Consider the following 17386-nt stretch of genomic DNA (forward strand, 5'->3'; position numbering starts at 1 on the left):
GACTGCGTTAAATGCGATGGGTCGGCACTAAAACCTCGCCCTGCATAAGTCGCCGCGCACTGCGATATACTGTCACTGACGGGATGTGTAGTTCCGGGGTGGTTAAAATGGTTGCATCGACAGTCAAGGTGCCAGACGGATGACTGATATTAAGCGGTTGAGCCGGGTCGCCGGGAAGATGCGCCGTGCGATTGGCGATTGTCGCGGGAATACGCATGGCAGCGGCAAGGCACATGCCCCCGGTAAGCGGCGTTGCCAAATGGGCCTGTCCGGCAGAAATCATGCGGACCGTAATATGGGCGTTGTTGCCCGGTGATGGTGCGGACACAATTGCAATTTGCGGCAGGTTGCGCAACGTGGTGCGGGCTTCTTCGGTGTTGCATAATCCCATCTTGACAGCGGCAGCGATGCGGATCGTTTCAATCCGTTCCAGAAGGTTCGGCATGGCGGTCAAGTCAGCCGGGCTTTCACTGCCGGTCAGGTTTAGGTCGCTTGCACGCAAGCAGGCTACCGGGTTGCTCACATCGATCAGCGAAACCTCAAGCGGGCCAAATCCTTCTGTTTCAATCAGATCGGTTACGTTGCCGGTGGGCAGGATATGACCGGTGGAGGATCCACCGGGATATAGAAAGTCCAGTGCAATCGGGTTTGCCGTACCCGCCACACCATCCAGTGCAAAATCCCCCATAATTGCCGCTTTGCCATTTTGCAGGGCAAAACGCGCAACAATGATTTTGCCGGTATTGGTATTATGGATGCGCACGGTTGCCTGTGTGCTGCTGTCGGGGGGTACCAGCCCTTCATCGATGGCAAACGGCCCGACCGCCGATGAAATATTGCCGCAATTTCCCTTATAGCTCACCACGGCGGTATCAACCGCGACCTGGCCGAAGGTGTAATCAATGTCGGCATCTGATCTGCTTGCCGGACCGATGATGGCAATTTTTGACAGCGACGAAATGCCACCGCCCATACCATCCAACTGGCGTTTGTGCGGGTCGGGGCTGCCCATGGCGGCCAATATCATGGCATCACGGGCCGGACCTGCGGCGGGCAGGTCTTTTTCGTGGAAAAACAGTGCCCGGCTGGTACCGCCGCGCATGTAAACAGCGCGCAGGGCAGTTTGCGGGTTATTGTTTTGCGGGTTGGGCATGGAACGGTTCCTGTGGCGAAGGTGCGATCATTGGTGGAGGCGGCGATGAAAAACGACTGAGAAATTTCTGCGCCCGGGGCAAGGCATCATGTAGAAATTGGCTAGGTTCGCGCAGCCATAAGCCATCTATCGCGCGTGATTTTTGTTCGGAAACCAGAATGTCAGGTGCCAGTATAATCATTTCGGCCTGCCAGCCGGGCCAGCGTTGTTGTGCGCGCTTGAGCGTATGGTTCATATACGTCGTGCGGTGGCTATAGCCGTGATAGTCAAATATCCAGTCATCGCCCGCAATTACAATATGGTTGCCGATAAACCCGCTGGCCGGTTTGATCCATAAAGCTGCAAAATGTGATGTGTCGTTTGCGTCATACTGCTCGATAAAGGCATAAGCTAGGATATGACAAGCCCCACAGGCGAAAAACACCCGATCTGGCAAATGCCAGCGTTTAATGGCGTCATACCTGGAATAGCCTGGGGTGCGGGGCTGATACATGTTGGTTTTATCTTGTTGGCAGCAAGTCGTGTTTTTCCAGCAAGCGGCGAAGCTGGTGATAATTCAGCTTCAGCATTTCGGCAGCTTCGGTTTGGTTGTTGTGGCTTTGGTGCATTGCATGTTCAAGCAGGGTAATTTCGTAGTCACGTATCGCTGCCTTGAAATCCAGTGCAGGGTTGGTTGTATCCGATGTGGGCGATGGGGCGGCTATGGCAGGCAGCGTGTTTGTCGATGGTGTTGCAACGTCTGCCTTCGTTTCGCTCCAGATTCCGGCAAACGGGTCCAGTACGATATGGGGCAGCGGGCCCTCCGGGTCGTCAGACATATACAGGCTGCGTTCAACGGCGTTACGCAATTCGCGCACATTTCCGGGCCAGTCGTAATTTTGCAATTGTTGTGTGGCATGTTTGCTAAAGCCTGAAAATACCTGGCGTGACAAGCGTTTGGTCATTTCCAGGGCAAACTGTTCGGCCAGCGGTAATATATCGTCCGGCCGTTCGCGCAAGGGCGGCACGGCAATTACGTCAAATGCCAGCCGGTCAAGCAAATCGGCGCGGAATTTTCCCTGTGCCGCCAGGTGTTTGAGGTTTTCATTGGTAACGCCAATCACGCGGACATCAACATCAATAATTTCGCTGCCGCCAACCCGTTCAATTTCGCCATATTCGACAACGCGCAGCAATTTTTCCTGCACCATGGGGCTGGCGGTGGCAATTTCATCTAGAATGATGCTGCCGCCATTGGCGCGTTCAAACCGGCCCGTGTGGCGTTTGGCGGCCCCGGTAAACGCCCCGGCTTCGTGGCCAAACAATTCGGTATCAAGCAAGGTTTCACTTAGTGCCGCGCAATTGACCTTGACCAGCGGCCCGCCCCAGCGGGTGGAAAGATAATGCAGGCGGGCAGCAAGCAGTTCCTTGCCCGACCCGCGTTCACCAATTACCAGGCACGGGCGATTAATTGGTGCCAGGCGCGAAACATGCTCCAGGGCTGCCAAAAAACGGGGGTCTTCGCCCAATATAGGTTGTGATCTGGTGTCCATTTCGCGAAAAACGTTATCGGAAAACACCATAAATGTCGCGATAAATATTAATCAAAAATGGCGACTGATATGTAAGTCATTGGTTTTTATGAAAACATAAAGTTGGCACGCTGCCTGCAATAGAAGGGCAGAAGAGTTTACATCCCCCAACAGGAGATCGAGCAATGGGCGTGTTCTCGCGTTTGTCCGATATCGTTAATGCCAATATCAATTCGCTGCTGGACCGGGCCGAAGACCCGGAAAAGATGGTGCGCCTGATGATTCAGGAAATGGAAGACACTTTGGTTGAAGTCCGTTCCAGTGCCGTTAAGGCCATTGCGGATAAAAAGGAAGTCGAACGCAAGCTGAAAAAGCTGCATGACGGCCAGAATGAATGGGAAGAAAAAGCCGAATTTGCGGTTTCCAAGGGCCGTGATGATTTGGCCAAGGGGGCGCTGATGGCGCGTCGTCGTTTGGCTGAGCAATCGGTGGTTCTGGAACGTGAGCTTGAAGTGATCGAAGAAACACTGGGTAAGTTTGACGAAGATCTGAACAAACTGCACAACAAGCTGAACGAAGCCAAAGGCAAGCAGCGTGCGGTGGAAATTCGGATGAAAACCGCAGAAAAACGGGTCAAAATGCGCGAAAAACTGCATAATGGCCAGATCGATGATGCCTTGCTGCGGTATGAGGCAATGGAACGTAAAATTGACGAACTTGAAGCCAGTGCGGATTCCTATGATATGGGTCGTGCCAAATCGCTAGACGAGCAGTTCGGCGATCTTGAAGCGGAACTTGGGATCGAAGATGACCTGAAGGCCTTGAAGGAACGGGTCAATAAAGACAACTAATTCAGTGTGCGGGCATTTTGGTGTTCGCAGCCGGCGATCATGACCAGTTGTGGCATGATCGAACCCTGATCAGTTAAAGGGCGCTTATGTGGGTTTTTGCCGTTCCATTGATTGTGTTTATTTCTATTGTCGGGCCAATCTGGGTGATCTTTCATTACATTACCGTGTGGAAACGTATGAAAGCTGAACGTCAGGAAGTTCCGCCAGCGGAAAGTCAGCAGCACAAGGAAGCAATGGCCCGTCTGAAATTGCAGGCGGAGCGCCTTGAGGGCCGTGTTGCGACACTGGAGAGTCTTCTGGATGCAGAGGTTGCCGAATGGAGGAACAGGATATGACTGCCGAGCAAGCTGCTGCCGGTGCACGATACTTTAATAACAGGCATCATAATCATACCGGCGGCGGGTGCCGTTTTCGCCGGGGGCGTGACCAAAGCCACAGCCAGGGCGGGTGTGGGCATCATAATGGCCCGCACCGGTCCGGGCCGATCAAAAGCACGATTACCGGCATCTCTGAAAAATTCGGAATTCCGCGCAAAGGGGTGCTTGTCGCCTGGATCGCAACGCTGATTTTCAGCTTCCCCGTCGGCGTGTTCCTGTTTATTGCCGCCTGGTCCTATGTTCATCATCCGGAATGGTTCGGTTTTCTGGGTCGTCATTCCCGCCGGTCGTCCGGTGGGGCCACTTCGGCACGAAGCGGGTCAACAGCGGGTGACGATGCGGCTTCTGATAAGGTAGAGCATCCGACTTTCGGGGTTGATTATGAAGAACCCTGGATGGATGAATTGCGCGCCAAGTTTGACGATCTTGAACGCCGGACTGGCCATATGGAAGGTTATGTTGCCTCGGGTGACTATAATTTATCTTCCGAACTGGAACGGATGCGCAAGGCCGACGGTGCCCAAGGCACCGGCAAGCCCGGCAAGAATGTAACCGGCCAGCCTGATGAGGGCGATATTCCCGGCCCGGATACAAAACCTGACAAATAATTTGTCCGTCTTGTTGTTCTGATTACCAAATCTCCGGTTTGCATCGGCTGGTAAGCCTCCCCCGCCCGCCTGGCCGGTGCAAAAGGACCGAGATGCAGTTGGCGCTCCCGTTGTCGGGTCAGTCTTTCTCGCGTCTTCCCCAGGACTTGTGCCTTCCCGCATAGCAGATCGGTCCGTCGGATCGCTTGCCTCCCCGGCAGGCGATCCGTTTTTTGTGGGTAACAGGCAAAAGAATCGGTGTTTGACAAGTATTTGTTAAAAAATATCGGAATAAGGTTTATGACTAATCCTAATTTGGGTGCTGTCGCTGGCGTTATTTTGCCGATGCAATAGCGGCCACTGGCAAGCTGTGGGGGCGGTTTATGGCGACTTTTGTTGAACATCCTGGCGAGCCGGATTTTCTGCGTCGATTGATGCTGGATAATCCGTGGTGGGATGGCATCACTGATGATGTGGTTCATAATCTGCCGGAACGGGCATTTTTTAAGCGGTTCTGGAATGCGATTGAACGTGGCGACGGTGATAAGAAGGCCGTTTTGTTAACCGGGCCGCGCGGTGTGGGCAAAACCGTGATGCTGCGTCAGGCCGTGTCGCAATTACTCGACGGCGATACCCCGCGCCGCCATGTCTGTTATGTTTCGCTGGAACATCCGTTATTTCTGGAACTTGATATTTCCCGGCTGCCGCGCCTGTTGCGGGCTTCGCGCGGGATTTCGGCTGATCATCCGTTATGGCTGTTTATCGACGAAGTATCCTATCAGCGCGACTGGGAGGCCCAGCTTGCCAAGTTGTTACAAGCCGACCCGATGTTGCGCGTGGTTGCCGTCAGTGCGCTGGCGCCTAATGCCGAAAATCGGAGCCATTTGACCACATTGTTTTTGCCCCCCTTCAGCTTTGCCGAATACTTGGGGCAGCAAGGCATTAAACCTGCCGATGTTTTGCCCGAACCGCCAAATGCGGGGCGCTTTACAACAGATGTGCCCGATGGCCTGATCGAATTAAACCGCCTGTTTGAAGATTACATAAACGAAGGCGGTTTTCATGATCGCAATGGCGAAGCCGGGGCCATTCATCGTTCCCTTCATTCCGATTTGCCCGGTTTGCATGGTATTTCCAGCCCGTCAGACCTGCATCGCCTGTTTGTTTTGCTGGCCTATAATACCGGGGCCGAATTTTCGATTGAAACCCTGGCGCGCGAACTTGACCTGGCAAAAAACACCCTGCGCCGATATCTCGAATATCTGGAAAGTGCGTGGCTGGTACGTCGGCTGGAACGGATCGATCAGGATGCCAAACCGTTTCAGCGCGCTGTTGCCTTTAAGGTACATCTGATTCACCCCGGTTTGCGAAGCGGCCTTATTGGGGGCCGCGCCGAAGGCGAAGATACGGTGACCCGGCTGGTGGAAACCGCCATTCAAACCCAGTTTCTGGCATCCAGTACGGGTATGGAAAGCCTGTTTTATGCGCGCTGGGGCCATTATGAAGTGCCGTTTGTATTTTTGGACCGCCGTAGTGGAACGCCGCTTTTTGCCTATCACTGTATGTGGCGCGACGATGCCATCCGCAAACCAAAGGAAGTTCGTGCGCTGGTGAATTTCAAAACCAGCCACGATTTGCCCTTGGGGGCATTTGTCCTTACCAAGGCTCAATGGCATGGCGGCAAGCTGGGCGGTGAACCCATGCGGTTTGAACCTGCCAGTGTATTGGCCCTGCGGATTGGACTGGAATTTTCACAGTTATAGGGCGCTGGCGTCGTTGGATGTGGCTGGTCGTCGACCGGCACGTATTCTTAACACATGACGGGGGCGTCAAATGTATATCCTATTAACGGCAGGCCGGGTTTTAACTGGCACTGCCATGTTGTTGGCTGTTTTGTTGGTCTGTGCGGGAAATAAAGCACAGGCGCAGGTTGCATGTCCGGGGCAGGGGCATAGCAGCGGGACTTATTCTATCAATCTTGAACATGTTTTTTGCGGCGAGGTGAATGCCAAAAACCGGTTTGTCGGTTTTCATTCACGCCCGGGGGCTGTTAACCCGGCAACCATTTCTGCCGTGAACGTGACACCGGGTTCAGAAAATGCCAATGGCATTTATGATGCCACGGTTTTTTGGAATAGCGCCCGGGTCGGGGCTGCCAACCCCTCCAACCCGTCGAAGTTTTCAACCCTGTTCCCCGATGATTGCAGTCAAACCCAGATCGAGGAAACAATCACATATGCTGCCGATCATCTTGAGGCAGCCTGCCCGGCAGGGGCACCGGGATGGACCAAATGCGGTTATAACCGGCCTGAACCATTACCGGTGGCTGATGCTGGAAAATATTGTGTTGGTAAAGATGCGTCATTGCGTTTCTCAGTCGCAATGGCGATATCGGGCACCGCAATTAATACAGCCTTTCCGATTAACGTCGCACCGTAACCTGTAGCAAGGCAGCTCCGTCTGGTGGCCTAGAAAACGCCGCCTTGCCGGAGCTGTCTTTTTCATTTGTTTAGGATTAAAATGCTGGCGTGTCGTTTGCCTCAACAGGAGGTTTTGATGGGTGAAGTATTAGGTGGGCCTTATTCTGCTGTACCGGACTGGCCGGGGCGGGATGCAAGTAATGTTGGTCATGCGCGTATCACGGCGTTTCTGGTGCTTGATATTCAACAGTCTCATGAAAAGGCCGAATATGTTCGCGATCGCATCATAAATCAGCCTGTCCGCGCCGGGCAGGGCAGTGCAGAAGATGACATTGTGATGAATGCCTATAGCGTTACCATTGGTCCTGAAACCTCGGTTATTGAACCCGCCATTGATGATACGGGTGAGGCCCCGGTTGTTGTGCAAACCCCTGACCTTCTTGCCGCGCTGGAGCGCCGGATTGCCGATATTGATAGAACCCGGGTGGCACAGTAGGCGCGAAACGTGCTGTAGCGTACCAATTGTCGTTGAATTTTTAATTTGATTGCAGGCAAATGCTGTCCATAGTGAAAAGGCTGTGATTTCAGTCGGGGGACAGAAGCGGTGCGTGATCGGTGGTGGCATATAGGGGCAAGGGCAGGCCAAATGGCGGCTTTGGGCCCTGTTCTGTTTGTAATTGTTTTTTTTGCATTTGCTGGTTGTGGTAAACCGGCCTTTTCGCAAACACAAAAACAGGCCGATCCGCTGCAAGTCTTTTTGCAGGCCTATATCACCCAGGCCGGATTGCCCGGCGCCGTCGTCGGTATTGCCTATCAGGATGGTAGCAGTCGTTTTGCCGCGGCAGGCTTGTCCCATGTCGCCCCAAGCCGGAAAATGCGTGGGGCGGAGCGGTTCTATATCGGATCTTTAACCAAGATGATGACGTCGGTCGTGATCCTGCAACTGGCATCCGAACAACGGTTAAAGCTGTCGGATCATCCGGCGCGCTGGCTGCCACTCGAATATGCCCAGTCCATCGCCAACGCCAAACAGGCTACCCTGATTGACCTTTTACATAACAGTTCCGGCATCCCCGATTATCTGGACGGTGATTTCTTTTTTGAACTGGTGGGGCGTGAACCCCGGCATGGATGGCGCAATGCCGAGCTTTTGCCGTTGATCGCTGATCGCGATCCCGTTTTTTCGCCTGGAAGCGAATATGCCAATTCCAACAGCAATTATATCTTGCTGGGCTATATCATCGAGCAGATCGAACAGGCCTCAATCGAGGAGGTTTTTGAAAAACGCATTTTTACCCCGCTGGAAATGGACGCGACCAGTTTTGGCAGTTTCCCGCGTGATGCTGATCTTGCGCGCGGATATGACGATGGCGATGGTGACGGGAACCTTGAAGATGTCACCGGTTATGATGTGGGCGACCATCTGGCTGATGGCGGGGTTGTTTCAACCGCGCGCGATATGCTGGCTTTTATCCGGGGGCTTTTTGTTGATGGTACCTTGTTGGGCCCCCAGGCAATTGAGCGCATGACAACTGATACCATGTTTGCCGGTAACGGGGCGTATGGCTATGGCGTTATGGTCGGGGAAAGCGACTGGGGGCCGGTTTGGGGGCATGATGGCACCTATTTTGGCTATAGCGCTGAAATATCGTGGTTTCCCAAGCAAAAAACAGCCATTGTTTTTCTAACCAATGGTCGGCCGCTAAATGATGTATCCCCTTTTACTCAGCAAATATTGCCTGCCATTTTTGGTAATCCCCTGCAATAAAGCAGTTTTACCGACGATTGCCTTCCGTGCAAGGGCCGGGTGCGGTGCAATAACGGGTGTTTGGTAAACGCATGCGTCCGGCGTGGCAAAGCCGTGTGGAATTTTACGAAATCCTGTTTTTCAAACCGGTTAATCTGTGTGTTCATCTCCCCCCCCCCCCCACACACGCAGATAGGTGAGCTACCGCCCGGAAATCTCGGCTTTTGTATAATTCTGTCGTTACACTGTAAGCAGTACGGCAGGCAGCCAGTGCATCAATCAGGTTCATTTGAGGGGACTGCACTTTCCACAAAAGCTTGTTGGTGCGCATTGGTGCCCGCAATGGTCGCGGCGGTAATGGAGCTTATCTGCAAATCCAGGGTTCGTTATGCCATGCGTTGATGGCATGCCTGATTGGAATTAAAATAGATAGGATTCAAACTAATTCAATGCTACCTTTTTTGCATGACATATTTTGACCCCTTTTCCCAGCATTTGACCATTGGCAGCGCCCTGATTAACACAGCGCGAAAATGGCGTCGCGAGATCGACCATGCCCTGCAAGCGCACGGCTTGTCGCAAACCACGGCATTACCGCTGATTGTGTTGCATCGGCGCGGTGGCACCGTACGACAAGGCGCCATTGCCGAGGAAATTGGTGTTGAAGGCCCATCGCTGGTGCGTGTGATTGATGCGCTGGAGGCCGACGACATGGTGCGCCGTGTTGCCGACCCGTCAGACCGGCGGGCGAAAATGGTATCCCTCACCTCGCAAGGGGCGATCAAGGCAACCGAGATCGAGCAAATTCTGGCCCGTGTCCGCGATAACGTTACGGCTGAAATTGATGATGGCGACCTTGAAACCACCCTGAAGGTTCTAAAGCAGCTGCTGGCCAGATTGACCTGTCGCGAAGGCAAGGACCCGCAAGACAATAACGGTTAGGGGATGTGATGTTAAAAAATATTCTTGCCTCCCGGCCGGGACTGGATGACTGGTTGTTTTCGGCCAAAACCTTTTTTGCCGGTATGCTTGCCCTGTTTATTGCGCTGGCATTTGATCTGGACCGCCCGGTATGGGCGATGGCAACTGTTTATATCATTGCCAATCCGTTAACCGGGGTTTTGGCATCCAAGGCGGTATATCGCGTGGTTGGCACCATAATTGGCGCGGTTTTCGCCGTGGCGCTGGTACCCAATTTGGTGGATGCACCGGTTTTACTGTCGTTGATGATGGCGGGTTGGGTTGGATTGTGCCTGTATCTGTCACGCCTTGATCGCACCCCGCGCAGTTACCTGTTTATGCTGGCGGGTTATACCGCTGCCATTATCGGTTTTCCCTGTGTTACCGACCCCGGCACTGTCTTTGACGTTGCTGTTGCCCGGGTCCAGGAAATCAGTCTGGGCATTATTTGTGCCACACTTGTTAGTCATGTGGTGTTTCCACGTCATCTGGGGCCTGTGTTAGCCGCAAGAATTGATCGTGCCTTGCAAGATGTGCGCGATCTTGCGGGTTTAAGTTTTGCCGGTGACCATGATGATGAAAAATTGCATGAGGACCGTATTAAACTGATTGCCGATATTGGCGAAATACATGGTCTTGCCGTTCATGTTGGTTATGAACGTTCGTCTCTGAACGGGATGACGCGTCCGTTGCAGGCATTGCAAAACGCCATGGCGGCTTTATTGCCATCCCTTTACAGCCTGCATGACCGGATCAATGCACTGGCGGCAACAGGTCCCGGCATCCCCCAAAATGTGGCCGTTCTGTTGCGCAGCATCGATACCTGGATACAGGATGGAAATGCCGATCCGTTTGACCAGACCCGGATTAACCGGTTGCACAACGATATTTCCGAATTGGCCCGCCATTACGAGGTTAATCGTAACTGGCATGATCTTCTGGTGATCAATCTGTGTGTGCGTTTGCATCGACTGATTGGTTTTTACGACGATTGCCAGTTGTTATGGGCTGGCATCCGCGGAGGGCGGGTTCCCCAAACGGTGGTGGACCGCTGGCGAGACCCGGGCGACAAAGCTTCGTTGCATGTGGATTATGGTTTGGCGTTACGCTCGGGCTTGACCGCGACCCTTGCGACATTGGTGGTCTGTTTGATTTGGGTTGAAACCGGTTGGCCCAATGGTTCTTCGGCCGCGATGATGGCCGCTGTCGGCACCAGTATATTGTCATTTCTCGATGACCCGGTACCCGCCCAAAAAGGCTTTATCACCTATACCCTGTTTTCGGTGGTGGTAACGCTGTTTTACGGCTATGCCGTGCTGCCGGCCATTGACGGTTTTCCGTTGCTGGTTGCCGTTTTTGCCCCCTATTTGCTGCTCATCGGCTTGCTGATCCCGTCACCCAAAACGTTTATCTTTGCGCTGCCAATGGCGGTTAATACGGTGATGTTGCTTAACATTTCCACCCGTTATAGCGGTAACTTTGCCAGTTCGATTGACGGGGCCGTGGCTATGGTTTCCGGCTTTGCTGTGGCGGCAATCGTAACGGCGATGATGCGCTCCATGACGCCGGATCATTCCATTCGCCGCCTGTTGCAGGCCAATTGGCGCGACCTTGCCAATCTGGCGCGGTTTGACCGTGTTGCCCCGCGTATGACAGTGCTGCGTCGCTTGCTGGATCGTCAGGGTTTGATCTTGCCGAAACTGGCCCTGGCCCCAAACCATCGGGGCCAGTTGATGCGCGCAATGCCGGAAGTCTCTATTGCGGCCAACCTGTTTGATTTGCGCCGGGTCCGCAAAGGGGTGAACGGTGATATCGCCGATCTGCTTGATCGTTTCCTGGGCGGGATGGCCAATCATTTTGACCTTAGAACCCATGATTTTGACCGTAAGCCCGACGCCGAACTTTTAACCTTGCTTGACGAAATCCTGATGCAGGCAACCGCAGATCAACCGCAAGGACAGGACGTGTCGTGCCTTGCCGACGGGTTTGTCGGGCTGGTGGCATCACGGGACATGCGGAATACGGCAAAACCGGCACAGATGGACATGGACCATAACTTTAAACGCAGGCTGGTGGTGTCGCTGGTGGCGATGCGCCGGGTGCTTGCCCGCGATGGCGAGCCCGATTTCGGACATGGTTTTCAGCGCATTACCCTGCCGTTGTCATGTGCGAATGACATTGTACCTGCAAGTCTGGAGGGACGGGCATGATCGGTGCGATGGTGGATTTATATGGTGTGTATTTACCGGGTTTTCTGGTGTTTGCGATTGCGGCGTGGTGCAGCCTGGTTGTTCTGCGCAAGGTTCTGGTGCGGGTTGGTTTTTACCGCACCACATTCCATCCGGCCCTGATCGATCTGGCGCTGTTTGTATTACTGCTGGCCGGGATCACGGCGATTTTTGTTCGATAGGTGAATTATGAAAAAGTGGTTTTCATGGATCGGGCGGTTTGTGCTGTCCGGGGTTCTGGTCGCAGCTGCCGTGGTCGCAGGTATTCAGTTGTGGGATTATTACATGAACGATCCCTGGACGCGTGACGGGCGCATCAGTGCCGATGTGGTGGCTATTGCCCCTGATGTATCGGGTTTGGTCAGCAAGGTGGATGTGACCGATAACCAGCAGGTCAAGGCGGGTGATTTATTGTTTGAAATCGATACCGCCCGGTTTGAAGTGGCGGTAAGCCAGGCGCAGGCCCGGTTAGACAGCGCTGTTGCGAGCAAGGACCAGGCAGCACGCGAAGTTGCACGTTATCGCAACCTTAGCAGTGATGCCGTTTCACGCCAGAAAAAGGAACAGGTGCGTACGGCGTTGGCAACGGCCAATGCTGCTGTCGAACTGGCGAAGGCAGACCTTGACCTGGTGAAACTGAACCTGAAGCGTACCAAAGTCCGCGCCCCTGTTGACGGCACATTGACCAACTTTTCAATGCGACCCGGCAATTATGTGGGGGCGGGCAATGCAATTGCCGCACTGATTGATGCGCATTCCTATTATGTTGCCGGGTACTTTGAAGAAACCAAATTGCCGCGCATTGCCATTGGCGACCGTGTCGAGGTGCAGTTAATGGGGGAAGAACACCCCATTTACGGCCACGTCGCCAGCATTTCAGCCGGTATTCAGGATAGCGAACGCACAGGTGCCACCGGCAGCCTGGCCAATATCAAACCTACATTTAGCTGGGTGCGCCTTGCACAACGTGTACCCGTGCGCGTTACATTGCAGGATGTTCCCGCCGATGTGCGGCTGGTTGCCGGGCGGAGCGCGACCGTTCGTGTGATAGAGGATGGCAAAGATATCATAAGCAGCAAGGGTGAACGCCTGAGTAAGCTGTTTTAATGGCGCTTGTTAATTGGATAGCAAAACAGCCCTGAAAATAATTCAGGGCTGTTTTGTTAGCATTTTTCGTTAGTTACGAAAGATAACGGAGGCACGCCTGTTCTGGGTTTTTGGCATTAATCACCAATATTGCCCAAAAGCGACGGGGTGCCAAATTCCATCATGCGGGCATTTGAATGTTCAAAATAGCTGGTCCAGAAATCGCGCAGAATTTTAAGCTGCGCGGATGACCAGTAACTGCCATCCGGGGCATAGCCACCACCGATGACGTAAACCCTGGCCTGTTGCCAGTCACCAATCGCCCCGGCTTGTGCATAGCTTTCAAAATGGGCGTCGGTATTGGCTTTTTCCAGGTTTCCCGCCTGATAGAATGACAGCAGATCGGAATTTTCGATCATGTCCGAAATCACAACCAGGTACTTATCGGCAATGTCGGATGCCCCGGCCAGATTACGCGAGATATTGGCAAGGTTCCCCATCAATTCGGTGTGGGGTAATTCAGTGCTGGCATCGCCAAATGCCTTTAACAAAGCCTGCCCCAGTGCTTTTTTGGCAAGCAGGGCCTGTTTCTTCTGGCAAGCATCAAGCAGGGTTAGTGTTTTTTTGGAAATGTCATAGCGAACGTCATTTTCCAACGGCGTATCGACCTGCGCATTAATCAGAACCGATGCATAGCGCCCGGCAGCATTGGCCGAAAAGGTCACGACATGATAGGCGGTGCCAGGTTCGACAAAATCCTGCAATTTTCGATAGGCATCTTCTTGCAGCTTTTTGTCAAATATCAGGGTCTGATCCACAACAATATACAGGTCGCGCGACAGCCTGGGCGTTTCAACATCGTTGATGCGAACCTGGTCGTAACAACTGCCAATTTTCGCACTTCCTGCCTGTACCGGGGAAATCAGGGCAAGCGACGAGGCGGCAATTGCGAGCATCGCCAGACCTGTGCGGGTAAAGCTGTTTAATTGTCTGGCCATTCTGTCCTCCGTTCCGGCGTTGACATTAGTTTTCCGTGCCTTCTTCCCGGAGCAGACGGGCATACATTTCTTCTTCTGTTTCCACAGGTTTGGCTTTTTTTTCTGCTTCTTCGCGGGCCTTCTTTTCGGCCATTTCCTGTTTGATCTTTGCGCGTAGACGTTGCTCCATTTGCTCGGCTGTTTCCATCGGCGCTACCGGTGTCGCGTTTTCCACCGGGGCAGATGTCGCCGGTTCGCTTGGTGCGACAGGTGCCGTGCTGGCTGCTGCTGCTTCACGGCTTTGCGCGTGCGTGTTGCGGGTTACAGCTTCGTGGGCCTGGCGCGCATGATAGCTTTTATCTTCGCTTTGGTAATAATGTTCCATGAAGTGGCGATCGGCGGAAAATTGCAGAATGTCACGATGGGTTTTGTCAACGCCGGTGGCGGCTGCATGTTCGGTCAGGCGCGATTGCAGGTTCGTCAGGTGTTTTTGGGCAATGCGGGCAATGGCATCGCGTTTGCGTTCAAACCAGCTTTCATAGGCAACCCGGCTGGAAAATTTGCCAATGATCCGGCGGGCTTCACTGCTTTCCTTGCCGGCAAAACCGGTTTTAAAACCAATGCCGATCCCCATGATCTGAATCAGGATAAACAGGGCCGCCAAAATGGCATAGGTTGACAAATTTGCGGCATCCCGTGCGCCTTCGCGTTCCTGCGAGGCTTTTTGATCGGCATTTTGTTGCGGCTGGGCCAGCAGGTCGGGCAGGGCATCATCGTTGGACATAAGATCGCCCAGCGAAAAGGTGTTGTCGGCTGCAGGGGCACCGGTGGTTTCGGCAGTTTTTTCCTGCTTGTATGTTTCATAGCGCACATAGGTGGCCGTGCAGGCAACGCCGATAATGGCAATGACGGCAACAATCGTCCAGATCGGGGTGCCCTTGGTTACCGTTGCATTGGTGTCAAGCCGATGCAGGATTTGCAGATAGGCGGGATCATCATCATCAAGATGATCATTTTCCAAAGTTGTCTTGTTGGTGCGGCCCATCAGATTGGGGCGGTCGGGGTTGCTGTCGTGGTTCCACCAGGTTCGAACCTTGCCGATAAGCCCACGTTTGTGGAGTTCATGACCCGCCTGGTGGGTGAAAAACACCAGGACGCAGGAAATCAGGAACGCAATACCAAACGCCCCCTGAACCTGTAACTTCTCGCTGGCACCGGGCAGGGTATAGCCCGAAAGCACATAGGCAAAACCCAGGGCCTCGATAAACACCATGGCAATCAGCAACAGGCGCATGCCAATGCCCAGTTCGTTGCGGCCCAGTTCCTGTACTTTGCCCAGATAGCTTTTGGCTTTGTCATACATGTCGGGATCAGCCGCAATTTTGCGAATGTCACCGGCGAAGTCTTCACACAGGGTCCGCTCGGAGGCAAACCAGCCGTCACGGCGGATATTGAGATCCTTTGACAGGCGCCGGGTTTTGCCAATAAACGGCATGCTGTAAAATGTGCTTTTGGCAAACAGTTTTACTTCGTCCCACCAGTTCAAAAGTAAAACCACCAGCACAATTGTCAGAACCACAATCGAGATAAGTTCGCGGTAGGCGAGAACAAAGGCGTAAATTTCGTCAAGCATCGATTAATTCCCCGAATTCCCCAAAATCATTTTGCTTTTTCAAGACCGATGTCACGGGCATAGACATGACCATCCCTGTCATAATAAATGCGGCCTTCGGCGGTGCCGAACGGGTCCTTGCGCGAAAAAAGCACATCCATGCAGCGCACAGGCCAGGCATCTCCATCCATAAATACCCGATACATCACCCCGTCTGTTCCAACATAGGACCTGGCATGGCCGATGGTTTTAATGGCCGGTTTCTGATCGCCTTTTTTATAGTTTTCAAACACGAAGACGTCCGGGTCCCCGTCGACTGATCCGCCGTTTTGCAAAACGGCAACTTTGGTCAGCCCGACCAGGTGGTTGTTTACCGTATCGTACCAGCTGGTCGAATACAGGGCGGGTAAATAATCGGCTGTTTCGTGAACCGGGCGATCATTTGCAAGCGACATAACAGCCCCGACCGGGCGATAGGTATCTTCAATACAGGCAATATTTGTTGGCAGCGTAGTTTCCGATGCCTTGGCCGACCCCAAAGGCCAAAGCGATGACAGAACACCTTCGTCTTCTTTATCAGGCAAACCGGCTTTGCCCGATAATGTGTTGGGCATGGTTTCGGCAGGTTTGCCTCCAAAATCAATGCCATGTCCGGATTTCGCAACCTGATAGCCCGGTTTGGTCATGGCTTCCTGCGTGGCAGGGGGCGTGCTTTGCGCTTTGGGTGTGGTTTTTTGCGGTGAAGTTGATTTTTTGGGTGGGGCAGGTGCTGTAACCGGTTCATCTACATCTGCCGGGGCCTGATTGACCTTTACGCGCTCGGGCAATGTCGGGTCGGTCTCGGTCTGGTTGGCAAATGCCATGATGGCTTCGCGGGTTTCAAGCTCGATAATTTGGACGCGGCGATTTTGCGCCTTGCCCGTCTCGGTGGTGTTGCTGGCGATCGGCTGGTCTTCTCCGGCACCTTTGTAGAAGATGCGGTTTTTATCGACACCTTCCTGTTCGAAAATGCGGCCAACGGTACGCGCACGGCGTTGCGACAGGTCCAGGTTTAGCGCCCGGCTGCCTGTGCTGTCGGTGTGACCGACAATCAGGATATTGCGGTCTGTACCCCGGAACGTGTCGGCAATTTTGTGCATATCCCTGTTGGCGGCCGGCGAAAGGTTGTCGTCGCCGCTGGCAAACATGCCGCTGTTATCCACGGTGACCAGCAAGCCTTCCGAGGTTTTGCTGTTGCTGGCATCGGGATTGGCCCAGGTTGATCCGGTCGGGACATTCACCCGCGCAATGCCCATTCGGGTTTCGCGCAGTTCCTTTTGCACAGCAGCAAGCTTTTCGCAGCGACTGGTTAAATAGGATTGAAGGCCCTTACCAGCCAACGCCCCGGCAGCGCCGCCTGCGACCGTGGCGATACCCCGGTTTTTGCCCCCGACCAAAAGCCCCAGCCCGGCCCCTAGCAATGCGCCGCCAATAACATATCCAGCCTCGTTAAATTGGCAGGCGCCATTCTGGTCCGGCTGCACATTTAAAAAGGATGGCGCTTGCTGGTTGGCACATCCGGCAAGCAAGCTGGTTGTGCACAGTGCTGCAATGGTATTGCGAACGCAGTTTTTGCGCATGGGACCCCCTGTATCCACAGCCGGCTTGACCGTGTCTGACAACAATATCATTTCTTTTTACGAAGGCATCCCTGTCTTCGCAAGCTATGGAAAAGGCGATTGGGAAAATAAATATCCCGTTGAGAGGAAATCACTTTTTCCGATATCAGTATAATCTGGTATGGCGGTTAGAATATCACCCGAAAAGTGTACCCTCGCCTACTGATTGTGTGGTGAATATAAAAATACAACTTGCCGCATCGCAGCAAAATTTGGTAA

General features: G+C 53.4%; 17 protein-coding genes. 11 read left to right on the plus strand and 6 right to left on the minus strand.

The window, feature by feature from the left end:
• Nucleotides 1-7 precede the first annotated feature (7 nt).
• From J4E05_RS11915 to pspF, 3 genes are read right to left on the minus strand one after another with little or no spacing between them, the layout of a single operon-like run.
• Nucleotides 8-1153: a 2-methylaconitate cis-trans isomerase PrpF family protein gene (locus J4E05_RS11915; RefSeq protein ID WP_349595770.1), complete on the minus strand. Its 1146-nt coding sequence runs from the start codon at nucleotides 1151-1153 to the stop codon at nucleotides 8-10.
• Entirely contained in the window at nucleotides 1131-1646 is a 516-nt protein-coding gene (locus J4E05_RS11920; protein ID WP_349595772.1) for a hypothetical protein, read from the minus strand. Before J4E05_RS11920 ends, J4E05_RS11915 begins: the two co-directional genes overlap by 23 nt.
• A 7-nt stretch (nucleotides 1647-1653) precedes the next feature.
• The gene (pspF, locus tag J4E05_RS11925; protein WP_349595775.1) at nucleotides 1654-2715 is read right to left on the minus strand and encodes a phage shock protein operon transcriptional activator; all 1062 of its coding nucleotides are present in this window, start codon (nucleotides 2713-2715) and stop codon (nucleotides 1654-1656) included.
• Between the two features lie 134 nt (nucleotides 2716-2849).
• Here pspF and pspA point away from each other — a divergent pair, with 134 nt between their 5' ends.
• The 11 genes from pspA to J4E05_RS11980 all read left to right on the plus strand — a co-directional run bounded on the left by pspA (nucleotide 2850) and on the right by J4E05_RS11980 (nucleotide 12941).
• A complete protein-coding gene (gene pspA, locus J4E05_RS11930) occupies nucleotides 2850-3515 on the plus strand; it encodes a phage shock protein PspA (RefSeq protein WP_085590910.1) in 666 nt (221 codons plus the stop codon).
• Nucleotides 3516-3601: 86 nt separating this feature from the next.
• On the plus strand, nucleotides 3602-3850 hold the full coding sequence (gene pspB / locus J4E05_RS11935) for an envelope stress response membrane protein PspB (RefSeq protein WP_085590908.1): 249 nt from the start codon (nucleotides 3602-3604) through the stop codon (nucleotides 3848-3850).
• The gene (locus J4E05_RS11940; RefSeq protein WP_085590906.1) at nucleotides 3847-4500 is read left to right on the plus strand and encodes a hypothetical protein; all 654 of its coding nucleotides are present in this window, start codon (nucleotides 3847-3849) and stop codon (nucleotides 4498-4500) included. The genes pspB and J4E05_RS11940 overlap by 4 nt, the downstream gene beginning before the upstream one ends.
• 362 nt (nucleotides 4501-4862) lie before the next feature.
• Nucleotides 4863-6242, plus strand: coding sequence for an ATP-binding protein (locus J4E05_RS11945; RefSeq protein WP_349595780.1), 1380 nt, complete (start codon nucleotides 4863-4865; stop codon nucleotides 6240-6242).
• A gap of 70 nt (nucleotides 6243-6312) precedes the next feature.
• The gene (locus tag J4E05_RS11950) at nucleotides 6313-6918 is read left to right on the plus strand and encodes an EndoU domain-containing protein (RefSeq protein WP_349595783.1); all 606 of its coding nucleotides are present in this window, start codon (nucleotides 6313-6315) and stop codon (nucleotides 6916-6918) included.
• A 117-nt stretch (nucleotides 6919-7035) separates the two neighbouring features.
• The gene (locus tag J4E05_RS11955) at nucleotides 7036-7395 is read left to right on the plus strand and encodes a hypothetical protein (RefSeq protein ID WP_349595785.1); all 360 of its coding nucleotides are present in this window, start codon (nucleotides 7036-7038) and stop codon (nucleotides 7393-7395) included.
• A 150-nt stretch (nucleotides 7396-7545) separates the two neighbouring features.
• Nucleotides 7546-8667 carry a serine hydrolase domain-containing protein gene (locus tag J4E05_RS11960; protein WP_349595788.1) on the plus strand — a complete coding sequence of 374 codons (1122 nt, stop codon included), beginning with the start codon at nucleotides 7546-7548 and terminating at the stop codon, nucleotides 8665-8667.
• 444 nt (nucleotides 8668-9111) lie between these two features.
• Nucleotides 9112-9588, plus strand: coding sequence for a MarR family winged helix-turn-helix transcriptional regulator (locus tag J4E05_RS11965; protein ID WP_349595791.1), 477 nt, complete (start codon nucleotides 9112-9114; stop codon nucleotides 9586-9588).
• Between the two features lie 8 nt (nucleotides 9589-9596).
• The gene (locus J4E05_RS11970) at nucleotides 9597-11816 is read left to right on the plus strand and encodes an FUSC family protein (RefSeq protein ID WP_349595794.1); all 2220 of its coding nucleotides are present in this window, start codon (nucleotides 9597-9599) and stop codon (nucleotides 11814-11816) included.
• The gene (locus tag J4E05_RS11975) at nucleotides 11813-12016 is read left to right on the plus strand and encodes a DUF1656 domain-containing protein (protein WP_349595797.1); all 204 of its coding nucleotides are present in this window, start codon (nucleotides 11813-11815) and stop codon (nucleotides 12014-12016) included. The genes J4E05_RS11970 and J4E05_RS11975 overlap by 4 nt, the downstream gene beginning before the upstream one ends.
• A 7-nt stretch (nucleotides 12017-12023) precedes the next feature.
• Nucleotides 12024-12941 carry an efflux RND transporter periplasmic adaptor subunit gene (locus J4E05_RS11980; protein ID WP_349595800.1) on the plus strand — a complete coding sequence of 306 codons (918 nt, stop codon included), beginning with the start codon at nucleotides 12024-12026 and terminating at the stop codon, nucleotides 12939-12941.
• Nucleotides 12942-13057: 116 nt separating this feature from the next.
• Here J4E05_RS11980 and J4E05_RS11985 read toward each other — a convergent pair whose 3' ends face one another.
• Genes J4E05_RS11985 through J4E05_RS11995 form a run of 3 tightly spaced genes read right to left on the minus strand, consistent with a single transcriptional unit; the run spans nucleotide 13058 to nucleotide 17128 of the window.
• Nucleotides 13058-13918 carry a hypothetical protein gene (locus tag J4E05_RS11985; RefSeq protein WP_085590888.1) on the minus strand — a complete coding sequence of 287 codons (861 nt, stop codon included), beginning with the start codon at nucleotides 13916-13918 and terminating at the stop codon, nucleotides 13058-13060.
• 25 nt (nucleotides 13919-13943) lie between these two features.
• Nucleotides 13944-15530 carry a hypothetical protein gene (locus tag J4E05_RS11990; RefSeq protein WP_349595803.1) on the minus strand — a complete coding sequence of 529 codons (1587 nt, stop codon included), beginning with the start codon at nucleotides 15528-15530 and terminating at the stop codon, nucleotides 13944-13946.
• A 26-nt stretch (nucleotides 15531-15556) separates the two neighbouring features.
• A complete protein-coding gene (locus tag J4E05_RS11995) occupies nucleotides 15557-17128 on the minus strand; it encodes an OmpA family protein (protein WP_349595806.1) in 1572 nt (523 codons plus the stop codon).
• Between the last annotated feature and the right edge of the window lie 258 nt (nucleotides 17129-17386).

It is taken from the genome of Thalassospira sp. NFXS8, assembly GCF_040148805.1.
GTDB lineage: Bacteria > Pseudomonadota > Alphaproteobacteria > Rhodospirillales > Thalassospiraceae > Thalassospira.

Excerpts from the sequence above, each read along its gene's own strand:
- J4E05_RS11915 (WP_349595770.1), bottom strand. The coding sequence starts at position 1,153 with ATGCCCAACCCGCAAAACAATAACCCGCAAACTGCCCTGCGCGCTGTT.
- pspB (WP_085590908.1), top strand. The coding sequence starts at position 3,602 with ATGTGGGTTTTTGCCGTTCCATTGATTGTGTTTATTTCTATTGTCGGG.
- J4E05_RS11965 (WP_349595791.1), top strand. The coding sequence starts at position 9,112 with ATGACATATTTTGACCCCTTTTCCCAGCATTTGACCATTGGCAGCGCC.
- J4E05_RS11960 (WP_349595788.1), top strand. The coding sequence starts at position 7,546 with ATGGCGGCTTTGGGCCCTGTTCTGTTTGTAATTGTTTTTTTTGCATTT.
- J4E05_RS11920 (WP_349595772.1), bottom strand. The coding sequence starts at position 1,646 with ATGTATCAGCCCCGCACCCCAGGCTATTCCAGGTATGACGCCATTAAA.
- J4E05_RS11940 (WP_085590906.1), top strand. The coding sequence starts at position 3,847 with ATGACTGCCGAGCAAGCTGCTGCCGGTGCACGATACTTTAATAACAGG.
- pspA (WP_085590910.1), top strand. The coding sequence starts at position 2,850 with ATGGGCGTGTTCTCGCGTTTGTCCGATATCGTTAATGCCAATATCAAT.
- J4E05_RS11945 (WP_349595780.1), top strand. The coding sequence starts at position 4,863 with ATGGCGACTTTTGTTGAACATCCTGGCGAGCCGGATTTTCTGCGTCGA.
- J4E05_RS11990 (WP_349595803.1), bottom strand. The coding sequence starts at position 15,530 with ATGCTTGACGAAATTTACGCCTTTGTTCTCGCCTACCGCGAACTTATC.
- J4E05_RS11985 (WP_085590888.1), bottom strand. The coding sequence starts at position 13,918 with ATGGCCAGACAATTAAACAGCTTTACCCGCACAGGTCTGGCGATGCTC.
- J4E05_RS11995 (WP_349595806.1), bottom strand. The coding sequence starts at position 17,128 with ATGCGCAAAAACTGCGTTCGCAATACCATTGCAGCACTGTGCACAACC.
- J4E05_RS11980 (WP_349595800.1), top strand. The coding sequence starts at position 12,024 with ATGAAAAAGTGGTTTTCATGGATCGGGCGGTTTGTGCTGTCCGGGGTT.
- pspF (WP_349595775.1), bottom strand. The coding sequence starts at position 2,715 with ATGGTGTTTTCCGATAACGTTTTTCGCGAAATGGACACCAGATCACAA.
- J4E05_RS11975 (WP_349595797.1), top strand. The coding sequence starts at position 11,813 with ATGATCGGTGCGATGGTGGATTTATATGGTGTGTATTTACCGGGTTTT.
- J4E05_RS11950 (WP_349595783.1), top strand. The coding sequence starts at position 6,313 with ATGTATATCCTATTAACGGCAGGCCGGGTTTTAACTGGCACTGCCATG.
- J4E05_RS11970 (WP_349595794.1), top strand. The coding sequence starts at position 9,597 with ATGTTAAAAAATATTCTTGCCTCCCGGCCGGGACTGGATGACTGGTTG.
- J4E05_RS11955 (WP_349595785.1), top strand. The coding sequence starts at position 7,036 with ATGGGTGAAGTATTAGGTGGGCCTTATTCTGCTGTACCGGACTGGCCG.